Source organism: Stenotrophomonas sp. 62841_Sma (assembly GCF_056482945.1).
The window spans coordinates 3,526,639-3,539,504 of record NZ_CM151224.1 but is presented as its reverse complement, the minus strand read 5'-3'; the positions used below and the strand labels follow the sequence as shown (position 1 = coordinate 3,539,504).

Annotated in this window: 11 protein-coding genes; 9 read left to right on the top strand and 2 right to left on the bottom strand. The window is 66.9% G+C overall.

Annotation, left to right across the window (positions count from 1 at the left end; all coding sequences use genetic code 11):
• Window positions 1-43: 43 nt before the first annotated feature.
• Both ACZK5G_RS16720 and ACZK5G_RS16715 read right to left on the bottom strand, forming a co-directional pair.
• A complete protein-coding gene (locus ACZK5G_RS16720) occupies window positions 44-907 on the bottom strand; it encodes a pirin family protein (protein ID WP_032129853.1) in 864 nt (287 codons plus the stop codon).
• A 518-nt stretch (window positions 908-1,425) separates the two neighbouring features.
• Entirely contained in the window at window positions 1,426-3,489 is a 2,064-nt protein-coding gene (locus tag ACZK5G_RS16715; protein WP_478464123.1) for a 3-hydroxyacyl-CoA dehydrogenase NAD-binding domain-containing protein, read from the bottom strand.
• Window positions 3,490-3,724: 235 nt separating this feature from the next.
• Here ACZK5G_RS16715 and rpoE point away from each other — a divergent pair, with 235 nt between their 5' ends.
• From rpoE to recO, 9 genes are all read left to right on the top strand, one after another.
• A complete protein-coding gene (gene rpoE / locus ACZK5G_RS16710; protein ID WP_010482816.1) occupies window positions 3,725-4,345 on the top strand; it encodes an RNA polymerase sigma factor RpoE in 621 nt (206 codons plus the stop codon).
• Window positions 4,342-5,223 carry a sigma-E factor negative regulatory protein gene (locus ACZK5G_RS16705; RefSeq protein WP_032129851.1) on the top strand — a complete coding sequence of 294 codons (882 nt, stop codon included), beginning with the start codon at window positions 4,342-4,344 and terminating at the stop codon, window positions 5,221-5,223. Before rpoE ends, ACZK5G_RS16705 begins: the two co-directional genes overlap by 4 nt.
• Window positions 5,224-5,297: 74 nt before the next feature.
• Complete coding sequence (locus tag ACZK5G_RS16700) at window positions 5,298-6,833, top strand: DegQ family serine endoprotease (RefSeq protein WP_032129850.1); 1,536 nt, start codon at window positions 5,298-5,300, stop codon at window positions 6,831-6,833.
• Window positions 6,834-7,012: 179 nt separating this feature from the next.
• On the top strand, window positions 7,013-8,806 hold the full coding sequence (lepA, locus tag ACZK5G_RS16695) for a translation elongation factor 4 (RefSeq protein ID WP_032129849.1): 1,794 nt from the start codon (window positions 7,013-7,015) through the stop codon (window positions 8,804-8,806).
• Between the two features lie 54 nt (window positions 8,807-8,860).
• Entirely contained in the window at window positions 8,861-9,655 is a 795-nt protein-coding gene (lepB, locus tag ACZK5G_RS16690) for a signal peptidase I (RefSeq protein ID WP_032129848.1), read from the top strand.
• A 52-nt stretch (window positions 9,656-9,707) separates the two neighbouring features.
• Window positions 9,708-10,091, top strand: coding sequence for a DUF4845 domain-containing protein (locus tag ACZK5G_RS16685; protein ID WP_010482821.1), 384 nt, complete (start codon window positions 9,708-9,710; stop codon window positions 10,089-10,091).
• On the top strand, window positions 10,081-10,761 hold the full coding sequence (gene rnc / locus ACZK5G_RS16680; RefSeq protein WP_032129847.1) for a ribonuclease III: 681 nt from the start codon (window positions 10,081-10,083) through the stop codon (window positions 10,759-10,761). Before ACZK5G_RS16685 ends, rnc begins: the two co-directional genes overlap by 11 nt.
• Window positions 10,758-11,654, top strand: coding sequence for a GTPase Era (era, locus tag ACZK5G_RS16675; protein ID WP_010482823.1), 897 nt, complete (start codon window positions 10,758-10,760; stop codon window positions 11,652-11,654). Before rnc ends, era begins: the two co-directional genes overlap by 4 nt.
• Window positions 11,655-11,672: 18 nt before the next feature.
• Window positions 11,673-12,392, top strand: a complete 720-nt coding sequence (recO, locus tag ACZK5G_RS16670) for a DNA repair protein RecO (protein WP_032129846.1) — start codon at window positions 11,673-11,675, stop codon at window positions 12,390-12,392.
• Window positions 12,393-12,866: the final 474 nt, after the last annotated feature.

Below are 12,866 nucleotides of genomic sequence, written 5' to 3'. Positions count from 1 at the left end.
CGGGTGCAGGGATACACCTTCGGATGTGTGCAACACACGATGTTCAGTACTGCGGCAGCGGGATGAATTCCTTGTCGTCGCCCGGAATGGTGCCGAAGCGGCCGGCCTCCCAGTCGTGCTTGGCCTGTTCGATACGTTCCTTCGAGCTGGACACGAAGTTCCACCACAGGTGACGCGGGCCATCCAGCGGCTCGCCACCGAACAACATCGCCTTCACCGGCGTCTTTGCGCGCAGGCGGCCACGCGCACCAGCCTCGGGGATCACCAGGTGCTGGGCAGGGATGTCCACGCCATCCAGCTGCGCGTCGCCTTCGAGGATGTACAGCGCGCGCTCGCGGTGGCCGTTGTCGATATCGATTTCCGCATCCGGGTCGAGGTCGATCGCCACGTTGAGCGTATCGGCGAACACCTTCACCGGCGATTCTTCGCCGTAGGCGCGGCCGGCAATGACGCGCAGCCATGCGCCATTGCGGCGCTGCTCCGGCAGGGTGGCGGCGGCATGGTGGTAGAACGCCGGTTCGATTTCCTCATGCGATTTCGGCAGCGCCACCCAGGTCTGCATGCCGTGGATGGGGTTGTCATGGTCGCGGTCCGGCTGCGGCGTACGCTCGGAATGGGCGATGCCGCGGCCGGCGGTCATCCAGTTGACGTCACCGGGACGGATCACCTGATCCGAACCCAGCGTGTCGCGGTGGCCGATCGCGCCCGACCACAGGTAGGTGACGGTAGCCAGGCCGATATGCGGATGCGGGCGCACGTCGATGGCGGTGCCGGGGTGCATGAGTGCCGGGCCCATCTGGTCGACGAACACGAACGAGCCGATGCTGCGCGCCTGCAGGGTGGGGACCGCGCGACGGACTTCGAGTCCGCCGATGTCGTGCACGCGCGGGGCGATGATGGTGGTCATGCGGGCGTTCTCGCTGGCAGGGATCAGGTGGGCAGCATCGCATGCAGCGGTGACGGGGACATGCCCCGTATGGGTAACAGGTTGTTCCGTAGAGTGGAGCTTGCTCGACTGGGGTTCCAGCCAACGGCGCAGCCCCTCGTGGCTGGTTGCTTGGCCGTGTAAAGCAAAAGCCGCGCTTGGCCGGGCGGGGTGGGTTCGCGGGGAACGCCGTGAATCCGTCCTTGGAGGCTTGGCCGCGGCATCCATGCCGCGGACACCCCCGCGAACCCACCCCGCCCGGCCTCTGACAGTTTCCGTGTGCGTCCAGCCACGGAGAAGAAAAAAGAAAATCAAAGTCAAAATCAAACGCCGGTCGCTGCGCTCCTGGTGGCAACCAAGGTTGCCACCCACCAGTTCGTAGTGATCCACACCGCCCCGCCCAACAAACAGAAAAGCCAGAGCCGGCTGTTGCTCCGGCTCTGGCTTCGGCTGTTGCTGTTGCCTCTGCGGGTGCCGGGCCGCAGGCCCGGCCGATCAACTCACACCACCGGTTCGCGCAGGGCGGGGTTGTCCCAGCCCGGGCGCGGTGCGAAACGGTCACCATGGCGCTGCTGCAGCGCCTTCAACCGCTCGACGATCGCGTCGGCACCCACCGCGCGGATGTGCTGGATCGGACCACCGCGGAACGGTGCGAAGCCGGTGCCGAAGATCACGCCGGCATCCAGCAGGTCCGCATCGGCCACCACGCCTTCGTGCAGGCAGGCCACCGCTTCGTTCAACAGCGGCAGGATCAGGCGGTCCTCCAGATCGGCCGGGGCCTGGTAATCGCTGGCCACGTCCGGCTTCTTCGGCTTGCCGTTCTCCCAGGTGTAGATGCCCTGGCCATCCTTCTTGCCGCGCTTGTCCGGTTCCACCGTCTGCAGCGCGGCCGGAATCTGCAGGCCCAGGAACGGTGCCAGTTCGCGGCCGACACCGGCGGCTACGTCCAGGCCCACGGTATCGATCAGTTCGATCGGGCCCATCGGCATGCCGAACTTCACCGCCGCCCTGTCGATCACCGGGCCCGGGATGCCTTCGGCGTAGGCAGTGGCGGCTTCCAGCATGTACGGGAACAGCACGCGGTTGACCAGGAAGCCCGGGCTGCCGGCCACCGGCACCGGGAACTTGCCCAGTGCCTTGCAGAACGCGGCCAGGCGACGTTCGGTCTCAGGCGCCATGCCGTCGTGATGGATGATCTCCACCAACGGCATCTGCGCGACCGGGTTGAAGTAGTGCAGGCCGGCGAACTGTGCCGGGCGCTGGATATGGTCGCGCAGTTCCACCAGCGGAATCGACGAAGTATTGGTGGTCAGCAGCGCGTCCTGCTTCATCTTCGGTTCCAGCGTCTGGTACAGCGCACGCTTGGCTTCCGGGTTCTCGATGATCGCCTCGATCACCAGGTCGGCCTCGGCCACGCCGCTGCCTTCCAGGTCGGCACGCAGGCGCGCGGCCACCGCGGGACGCTTGCTCTCGTCGCGTACCTTCTTGGCGAACAGCGCCTGCGCGCGCTCCATGGCCGGGTCGATGAAGCGCTGCTCGCGGTCCTGCAGGGTGACCTCGAAGCCCTTGTAGGCGGCCCATGCAGCAATATCGCCGCCCATCACGCCGGCACCGACCACGTGCACGTGGCGGATGCCCGAATCACCACCGCCCAGGCCCTTCAGGCGCTCGGTAAGGAAGAAGATGCGGATCAGGTTGCGCGCGGTGGGGGTGCTGGCCAGTTTCACCACGGCGCGACGTTCGGCATCCAGGCGTGCCTGCACCGGCTTGCCACCGCTGCGCTGCCAGGTGCTGATCAGCGCATACGGCGCGGGGTACTGGTCCTTCTTCGCCTTGCGTGCCACCTGCTTGACCATCTGCGGCGCCAGCAGCGTGCGTGCCAGCCAGGTGTTGGTCGCCCATGCCGTCGCGCGCTGCTTGAACGGGCGGGTGGTGCCGGACAGCGCCAGCGCTACGGCCGTGTCGAGCACCACCGCCGGTGCCACCACCTTGTCGACCAGGCCGATGCCACGTGCAGCCGAGGCCGACAGGGTGCGGCCGGTCAGCATCATGTCCATCGCCGCCGGTGCGCCGACCAGCTGAGGCAGGCGCGCGCTGCCACCCCAGCCCGGGAAGATGCCCAGCTGGGTCTCCGGTAGGCCGATGCGGGTGCTGCTGTCATTGGAGGCCACGCGGTAGCGGCAGGCCAGCGCCAGCTCGGTACCGCCGCCCAGGCAGTGGCCGTGGATGGCTGCCACGGTCGGGCAGGGCAGTTCAGCCAGCTTCTGGTAGGTGGCCTGGCCGCGACGGATGGCGTCGTTGACGGTGCCGCGGCGGTCGAACTCCTGGAACTCCTTCAGGTCGGCACCGGCAATGAAGCCGGCCTTCTTCAGCGACTGGATCACCACGCCCTTGGGCGGGTCCAGTGCAATGCGCTCGAGCAGGTCGCCCAGTTCCAGCAGCACGTCCTGCGACATGGCGTTGACGCTGCTGTCCTGACGATCCAGGGAGAGAACCACCACGCCGTCGTCGCGGATCTCGGGGTGCCAGTGGCTGAAGCGGAGACCATCGAAGCCTGAGAGCATGGACGTTCCATCCGGTTGTGTATGGAGAAGCGGCTATGATCCAGAGGTTGTTTCCCCCGCGTCAAATCCCAATAGCAGGGGAGTGGCGACCCCGGATCCATGGCCGTGGACCGGGACGCTAACGGAACGGTGGTTAAAAGCTGGTGCGGCGCCAGGTGATCGGCGACTGAACTTTTCCCGGGATTGGCAGTCTCATTGCCCGACGTCGGTTGGGCTGACAGGAGTGCGGCCCCTCATGGCCGATGTTGATACACCTCAGGAGCTGGATCTGGAACTGGTCCGGCGCGTGCAGCACGGCGAGAGCGCCGCGTTCGATGTCCTGGTGCGCAAGTACCAGCATCGCGTGGTGGCCCTGGTCGGTCGCTACATCGCCGACTGGAGCGAATGTCAGGACGTCGCCCAGGACACTTTCATCCGTGCGTACCGCGCGATCGGAAGTTTCCGCGGCGATGCCCAGTTCTCAACCTGGTTGCATCGAATCGCCGTGAATACCGCCAAAAACTACCTGGCTTCACACAATCGCCGGCCGCCGACCGATGACATCGACATCGGTGACGCCGAACAGTTCGACAGCGGGACGCGCCTGCGCGACACCGATACGCCCGAACGCGAGTTGATGCGCCAGGAACTGGAACAGACGGTGATGAAGGCCGTCAATGCGCTGCCGGAAGAACTCCGGTTGGCGATCACCCTGCGCGAGGTGGAAGGCCTGAGTTACGAAGATATCGCGCAGAAAATGGGGTGCCCGATCGGCACCGTGCGTTCACGGATCTTCCGGGCGCGCGAGGCGATCGACACCGAACTCCGGCCGCTGTTGGACATCGGCAGCGCCACCCGTGAGAAGAGCCGCGTATGACCAGTAATCCGTTCAACGAATCGCAGAACCACCAATCGCCCGCCGGGCAGCGCCTGGACCAGCGCCATCGCGAACAGCTGTCGGCCCTGGTCGATGGCGAGCTGGGCGCCGACGAAGCGCGCTTCCTGCTGCGCCGGATGGAGCACGACCCCGAGCTGGCCGGCTGCCAGGAACGCTGGCAGCTGCTGGGTGACGTGATGCGCGGGCAGGCCTCGGCGCTGGCGCCGGCCGGCTTCAGCGCGGCCGTGGCCGCCGCCATCGCTGCCGAACCGGCGCCGCAGGCCGAGCCGCGCCGCGAGGTGCGCCGCAGCGGTTGGCGGGCCTGGGGCGGTGGCGCCGCACTGGCCGCCTCGGTGGCGGCGGTGGCGCTGTTCATGGGCGGCGAGAAGCTGAAGGAAGCCACCCCGGGCGAGCCGTTGGCACCGCAGGTGATCGCCAGCCAGGCCGAACTTGCGCCCGCGCCGACGACGCCGGCTCCGGTAACCGAAGCCTCGGTGGATACCGCCGCAATGGCCGTGGCCGGTGTACCGGCAGTGGCCATGGCCGCGGCCAGCCGACGCCAGGACACCCGTCGCGCCAGCGCTACCCGCAGCCAGCAGGCTGCGCGTGCCGCCCAGCGCGAGGACATGCCGCAACGCGCCGTGGCCGCCGCACAGGCGCCGCTGACCCCGACCGTGCCGGCCAATGCCAGCCGCAACATGCCGTTCGGTGAGGTTGGTGGCCTGCAGGCGCGACCGTGGCCGCGCTCCAGCCTGGCGCCCGCTGCCGGTGGCGCGCTCAATGCGAGCTTCCCGGCCCACGCCGGGGGCGCCGCGTTCTACCCGTTCGAGCCGCGCCTGCAGGACGACCTGCCGGTGCCGCCGCGCCCGCGCGACTGAGCCGGGCGCTTTCACGCCCCGCCGCCGGCGGGGCCCTTATTCCTCTTTCCATCCGATCCGGAGGTTGCCGTCCGATGACTCCCCGACTCCGCACGCAGGCCATGGGCCTGCTGGCCCTGACCCTGCCGTTGGTGGCCTGCGCGCAGGCCCCGGCTCCGGCCGCCCAGACCCAGGCCGCGCCGGCCGCCGCGCCGCGGGCCCCGGCCCAGCCGCTGGTCACGGGCCTGCCTGACTTCACCAATCTGGTCGAACAGGTCGGGCCTGGCGTGGTCAACGTCGACACCACCATCGTCCGCAACAACCGCCAGGCCTCGCGGGGCCCGATGGGCGGCGACGATGACATGCCGGAGTTCTTCCGCCGCTTCTTCGGCCCGGATTTCCCGATGCCGGGGCAGGGCCCGGGCGGTCCGGACGGTGGCCCCAGCATCAAGGGCCGCGGCATGGGCTCGGGCTTCATCATCTCGCCCGATGGCTATGTGCTGACCAACTACCACGTGGTGGCCGATGCCAGCGAGGTGAAGGTCAAGCTGGGTGACCGCCGTGAGTTCACCGCGAAAGTGGTGGGCAGCGACCAGCAGTACGACGTGGCACTGCTGAAAATCGACGGCAAGAACCTGCCGACCGTGCGCGTTGGCGACTCCAACTCCCTCAAGCCGGGTCAGTGGGTGGTCGCGATCGGTTCGCCGTTCGGCCTCGACCACTCGGTCACTGCCGGCGTGGTCAGCGCCCTCGGCCGCAGCACAGGTGGTCCGGACCAGCGCTACGTGCCCTTCATCCAGACCGACGTGGCGATCAACCAGGGCAACTCCGGTGGCCCGCTGCTGAACACCCGTGGCGAAGTGGTCGGCATCAACTCGCAGATCTTCTCCGCCTCGGGCGGCTACATGGGCATCAGCTTCGCGATCCCCATCGACCTGGCGATGAGCGCGGTCGAGCAGATCAAGAAGACCGGCAAGGTCACCCGTGGCCAGCTCGGCGCGGTGGTGCAGGAAATCGACGGGCTGAAGGCGCAGGCGATGGGCCTGCCGGACAGCCGCGGCGCCCTGGTCAACCAGATCGTGCCGGACTCGGCTGCAGCCCGGGCCGGGGTGAAGATCGGTGATGTGATCCGTTCGGTGAACGGCGCGCCGGTCAACAGCTGGTCCGACCTGCCGCCGCTGATCGGCGCGATGGCACCGGGCAGCCGGGTCACCCTGGGTGTGATCCGTGATGGCAAGCCGCGCGACCTCAGTGCCACCCTGACCGCACTGACCGAAGACGGGCAGGCCGGTTCGCGTGGCCCGGCCACCGGCGACAGCGATGCGGCTCCGCAGGCCGGCGCCAATGCCCTGCTGGGGCTGGACGTCAGTGACCTGACCGCACCGCAGCGCAAGCAGCTGGGCCTGGAATCGGGCGAAGGCGTGCGCATCACCGGGGTCAAGGGCCAGGGCGCGCGTGATGCGGGCCTGTCTCCGGGCATGGTGATCCTGCAGGTGGCCAGCACCCAGGTCGGCAGCGTGGACGCGCTGAACCGTGCGCTTTCCAGCTACAAGAAGGGTGACGTGGTGATGCTGCTGGTGCGCACCGGCAGCGGCAACAGCGCGTTCGTCGCGGTCAAGGCCGGCCAGTAAGGCCTGCCGGGGCCGCTTCGGCGGCCCCTGCTTTTCCCCGAAGCCCCGCCCTGGCGGGGCTTCGGCCATTCCGGGCCCGGTCCGATGAGGCCGTTTTCGCGGGCGGGCGCCGGGCATGCGATAATCGACCGTTACCCTGACGACGCCGCGCGCCGCCGCCACCTATGTCTTCTGATTCGATGCGGAACATCCGCAACTTCTCCATCATCGCCCATGTCGACCACGGCAAGTCCACGCTGGCCGACCGCATCATCCAGCTCTGTGGTGGCCTGCAGGCCCGCGAGATGGAGGCGCAGGTGCTCGACTCCAACCCGATCGAGCGCGAGCGTGGCATCACGATCAAGGCGCAGTCGGTGTCGCTGCCATACCTGGCCAAGGACGGGCAGACCTACCACCTGAACTTCATCGACACCCCCGGCCACGTCGACTTCTCCTATGAAGTCAGCCGCTCGCTGGCCGCCTGCGAAGGCGCGCTGCTGGTGGTCGATGCGGCCCAGGGCGTGGAAGCGCAGTCGGTGGCCAACTGCTACACCGCCGTGGAGCAGGGCCTGGAAGTGGTGCCGGTGATCAACAAGATCGACCTGCCCACCGCCGACATCGAGCGTGCCAAGGCCGAGATCGAGGCCGTGATCGGCATCGACGCCTCCGACGCCGTGCCGGTCAGTGCCAAGACCGGCCTGAACGTGCAGGACGTGCTGGAAGCGATCGTGCATCGCATCCCGCCGCCGAAGCCGCGCGACACCGACAAGCTGCAGGCGCTGATCATCGACTCCTGGTTCGACAACTACCTGGGTGTGGTCTCGCTGGTGCGCGTGATGCAGGGCGAGATCAAGGCAGGTGACAAGCTGCAGGTGATGTCCACCGGCCGCAACCACCAGGTCGACAACGTCGGCGTGTTCACCCCGAAGCGCAAGGTGCTGCCGGCGCTGCGTGCAGGTGAAGTGGGTTGGGTCACCGCCAGCATCAAGGACGTGCACGGTGCGCCGGTTGGCGACACCCTGACCCTGGCCGGCGACCCGGCACCGAAGCCGCTGCCGGGCTTCCAGGAAATGCAGCCGCGCGTGTTCGCCGGCCTGTTCCCGGTCGATGCCGAGGACTACCCGGACCTGCGCGAAGCGCTGGACAAGCTGCGCCTGAACGATGCCGCGCTGCGTTTCGAGCCGGAAAGCTCCGAGGCGATGGGCTTCGGCTTCCGCTGCGGCTTCCTCGGCATGCTGCACATGGAAATCGTGCAGGAGCGCCTGGAGCGCGAATACAACCTGGACCTGATCAGCACCGCGCCGACGGTGGTGTATGAAGTCCTGAAGACCGATGGCTCGATCATCAACATGGACAACCCGGCCAAGCTGCCGCCGGTGAACCAGGTCGAGGAGATCCGCGAGCCGATCATCCGTGCCAACGTGCTCACCCCCGAGGAGTACATCGGCAACATCATCAAGCTGTGCGAAGAGAAGCGCGGCAGCCAGATCGGCATCAACTACCTGGGCAGCCAGGTGCAGATCAGCTACGAGCTGCCGATGGCCGAGGTGGTGCTGGACTTCTTCGACAAGCTGAAGTCGGTCAGCCGTGGCTATGCCTCGCTGGACTACCACTTCGTGCGCTTCGACGCAGGCCCGTTCGTGCGCGTGGACGTACTGATCAACGGTGACAAGGTCGATGCACTGTCGCTGATCGTGCACCGCAGCCATGCCGACCGTCGCGGCCGCGAACTGTGCGAAAAGATGAAGGACCTGATCCCGCGCCAGATGTTCGACGTGGCCATCCAGGCCGCCGTTGGCTCGCAGATCATCGCCCGTACCACGGTCAAGGCCATGCGCAAGAACGTGCTGGCCAAGTGCTATGGTGGCGACGTTTCGCGCAAGAAGAAGCTTCTGGAAAAGCAGAAGGAAGGCAAGAAGCGCATGAAGCAGGTCGGCCGCGTGGAGATCCCGCAGGAAGCGTTCCTGGCCGTGCTGCAGATGGACAACAAGTAAGCCCGCACCGGCCCTGCGGGGCCGGTCGTCTGGTGACGTTGCAAAGGACCCTGAATGAAACTGTTTGAGATCCTCCTGGTCGTGCTGACCCTGGCCTCGGGCCTGATCCTGCTCGCGGACAAGCTGTACCTCGCCAAGCGTCGCGCCCAGCGCGCGGGCCTGCTCGATTCCGAGCCGGTGCTGGTGGACTACTCGCGTGCGTTCTTCCCGGTGCTGGCGATCGTGCTGATCGTGCGCAGCTTCATTGCCGAGCCGTACAAGATCCCGTCCAGCTCGATGATGCCGAACCTGCTGATCGGCGATTTCATCCTGGTCAACAAGTTCTCCTACGGCCTGCGCCTGCCGATCAGCAACACCAAGTTCGTGCCGGTGGGCGAGCCCTCGCGTGGTGACGTGGTGGTGTTCCACTTCCCCGGCCATGGCGAGAACGATCCGGCCAAGGGCGAGAACTTCATCAAGCGCGTGATCGGCGTGCCGGGCGACACCGTGGTCTTCGAAGGCGACGGCGTGATCCTCAACGGCGAGCCGCTGAAGTACGACAACAAGGGCATCTACGCCGGCCACAAGGGCCAGGGCGAGGGCGCCAACCTGCTGGTCGAGCACCTGCCGGGCCGCACCCACACGGTGCTGGAGACCGACTATCCGCGTGGCCAGGGCCAGTGGACCGTGCCGGCCGGCAAGTACCTGGTGATGGGCGACAACCGCGACAACAGCGATGATGGCCGTTTCTGGGGCCTGCTGCCGGAAGAGAACCTGCGTGGCAAGGCGTTCCTGATCTGGCTGAACTGCCAGGGCTGGTTCTGCAAGGATGGCTTCGAGCCGTCGCGGATCGGCTCGAGCATCAACTGAGCGGGCACCAACTGAGTATTTTCACATCCAACGCGTATCTGGGGAGAACGCAATGAAGACGATGAACACGCAGCGTGGCATGACCCTGACCTCGTTCCTGACGGTCCTGATCGTGGTTGGCTTCTTCCTCTACATCGGCATGAAGCTGTTCCCGATGTACCAGGAGTACTACGCGGTGCGCTCGGCGATGAAGAGCCTGGCCAACGAGCCGGGCGTGGGCAGCATGGAGCCGGCGCGCATCCAGGACCTGTTCTTCAAGCGCCTGTACATCAACTATTCGGACAACGTGAAGCCGGCCAACGTGAAGTTCGACCGTCGCGACAATGGCTGGACCCTCAAGGTCAACTACGAAGTGCGCCGTCAGCTGATCGGCAACCTCGATGTGGTTGGCAAATTCGATTCTTCCCAGGACCTGACACGAAGCGGTGCCCAGTAAATTCATCCAACGTGGCGACCTGATCGGTCATGCCTTCAGCGACCCGGCCCTGCTCAAGCAGGCGCTGACGCATCGCAGTGCCGGTGCGCCGCACAACGAGCGCCTGGAGTTCCTCGGCGACAGCATCGTCAACATGATGGCGGCCGAGGCGTTGTACCGACGCTGGCCCAAGGCTGACGAAGGCGCGATGACCCGTGCCCGTGCCGAGCTGGTGCGTGAAGGCGCGCTGGCGGTGATCGGGCGCACCCTGGAACTGGGCGAGCGGCTGACGCTGGGCCCCGGCGAAATGAAGTCCGGTGGTCATCGCCGCGATTCGATCCTGGCCGACGCGGTGGAAGCCGTGGTGGCCGCGATCTACCTGGATGCCGGCTTCGAGGCCTGCCGGGCGGTGGTACTGCCCTGGTTCAGCGCTTCGATCGAGGCACTGCCGGCTTCCGGCCGGCCCGAGAAGGACCCCAAGACCCGCCTGCAGGAATGGCTGCAGGCTCGACAGAAGGCGTTGCCGCAGTATGAACTGGTGTCAGAATCCGGTGACGACCACGCCAAGCACTTCCGGGTACGCTGCAACGTAGCCGACCCGGCCGCCAGCACCGAGGGCGAAGGCGCCTCGCGGCGGCTTGCCGAACAACAGGCGGCTGCAGCCGTCCTAGAACAACTGGATTCCAAGTGAGCGAACAAACTTCCCATCATTGCGGCAGCGTGGCCGTCATCGGCCGCCCGAACGTGGGCAAATCGACCCTGACCAATGCCCTGGTCGGGGCCAAGGTCAGCATCGTTTCCAACCGCCCGCAGACCACGCGCCATCGCCTGCTGGGCATCGCCACCTATCCGGAAGGCCAGCTGGTGCTGGTCGACACTCCCGGCCTGCACAAGGTGCAGAAGCGGGCGATGAACCGGGTGATGAACCGCGCCGCGCGCGGTTCGCTGGAAGGCGTCGATGCCGGCCTGCTGGTGATCGAAGCCGGTCGCTGGGACGAGGAAGACAGCCTGGCCTTCAATGTTCTGCGCGACGCCGGTATCCCGGTGGTGCTGGTGGTCAACAAGATCGACCGGCTGAAGGACAAGGGCGCGCTGTTGCCGTTCCTGCAGGAAGTCACGGCCGGCCGCGATTTCTCGTCGGTGCATCCGATCTCGGCGCAGAAGCGCAACGGCCTGGAAGCACTGGTACGCGACGTACTGGCGCTGCTGCCGGAAGCGCCGCCGATGTTCGGCGAAGACGAGATCACCGACCGCAGCCAGCGCTTCCTGGCCGGCGAACTGGTACGTGAACAGCTGATGCGCCAGCTCGGCGAAGAGCTGCCGTATGCCACCACCGTGGAAATCGAGCGCTTCACCGAAGATGGCAACCTGCTGCGCATCGGTGCGGTGATCTGGGTCGAGCGCGAGGGCCAGAAGGCGATCGTGATCGGCAAGGGTGGTACCCGCCTGAAGGAGATCGGGGCCAAGTCCCGCCTGCAGATGGAGCGCCTGTTCGGGGCCAAGGTGTTCCTGGAGACCTGGGTGCGCGTGCGTGAAGGCTGGTCCGACGACGAGGCCGCACTGAAGGCCTTCGGTTACGAGTAAGTCGTTGCAGTCGCTTCGATGATGATCGAGGACGACACCGGCTTCGTGCTGCATGCACGGGCCTATCGCGAGACCAGCCTGCTGGTCGAAGTGCTGAGCGCGCAGCATGGCCGGATCGGCCTGCTCGCGCGTGGCGTATCCACCGCCAAGGGACAGGTGCTGCGCGCGGCCCTGCAGCCGCTGCAGTGGATCCGCTTCAGTGCCCAGCAGCGGGGCGAATTGGCCCAGCTGCGGGGTGCCGAGGCACTGGATGCTGCCCCGCGCCTGGTCGGCCAGGCGATGCTGGCCGGCTTCTATCTGAGTGAATTGACCCTGCGCCTGGCCCCGCGCCAGGACCCGCTGCCGGAGTTGTACCTGGCCTACGGCGAGGCACGCGCGCGGCTGGCCGTGGGCGCCGGCCTGGCCTGGACCCTGCGCCGGTTTGAGCGCGAGCTGCTGTCTGCGCTGGGCCTGGGTTTCGATCTGGACAGCGCCAGCGACGGCCAGCCGATCGACCCGGCCGCGCGCTACGAACTGGACCCACAGGAAGGCGCGCAGCGCCTGCTCAGCGAGCGCGGTGGGGAACGCCGGGCGGCCGCGACGGGTTCTGCGCTGCTGGCGCTGGCCGCCGATGAAGAGCCCGATGCCGCCGACCTGGCCAGCCTGCGCCTGCCGATGCGGCGGGTGCTGGCCCATCACCTGGGGCCGCGCGGCCTGAAGTCCTGGGAAATGCTCGAGCAGCTCGCTCCCAGGCGTTGAGGGGTGTTCGGCAGGGCTTGCAGCCCTGCACCTGCCGAGGCCAAGGCACGAGCAACAGCAACAGCAACAGCGTGCATTCCGTGGGATGGCAGGGGGGGGCCGGTTGCGGGAGACGCCGTAAACCCGTCCATGGGGGCTTGGCCGCGGCATCCATGCCGCGGACACTCCCGCAACCGGACCCACCCCGCCTTCGACAGTTTCTCGCGAGCTGTCGGAACGGCACTCTGCTCTGGTGGGTGTCGACCTCGGTCGACACAGTAGAGCCACGCCATGCGTGGATGCGTTTCGATTTCAATTCGAAATATTTGATTCCGATTGAGATTCATCCACGCATGGCGTGGATCTACCAGCCGTCACCGGGAATCTGTTGGGGGTGGGGCGGTGTGGGTGGGCAGGACCGTTGGCGCCATGGATGGCGCCATCGAGCCCCCATGGACGGGTTTACGGCGTGTCCTGCCCACCCACACCGCCCCG